The sequence below is a fragment of the Psychrobacter sp. C 20.9 genome (genome assembly GCF_001921765.1).
GTDB lineage: Bacteria > Pseudomonadota > Gammaproteobacteria > Pseudomonadales > Moraxellaceae > Psychrobacter > Psychrobacter piscatorii_B.
Map to the genome: position 1 here is coordinate 1 of NZ_MRYC01000044.1, position 324 is coordinate 324.

1 protein-coding gene is annotated in these 324 nt (G+C 42.6%); it reads left to right on the forward strand.

Going from position 1 to position 324, the window contains the following annotated elements; genetic code table 11:
• Positions 1-306: transposase (locus BTW00_RS13740; protein WP_143506631.1), on the forward strand; the 306-nt coding region annotated here is incomplete at its 5' end.
• Positions 307-324 lie beyond the last annotated feature (18 nt).

A 324-nucleotide genomic window follows, 5' to 3' on the forward strand; every position in this document is an offset into this window, starting at 1 on the left:
AAGTATCCGCATGTCATCAAGTCTTGGCGTAATAACTGGGAGGGCTTAACGGTGTTCTTTGGCTACCCTAAAGACATTAGAAAAGTCATATATACCACCAATGCTATTGAGTCGCTAAACAGCGTGATTCGTACGGCGGTGAATAAGCGTAAGGTATTTCCCTCTGATCAGGCAACGTTTAAAGTGGTATATCTAGCAACCCAGCAGGCCTCTAAAAAGTGGTCGATGCCAATCCGTAACTGGACGTCTGCTTTAAATCGCTTTATGATTATGTTTGATGACCGTATCAGCAAGCATTTAATCTAAACGGCAGTTACACAGAAT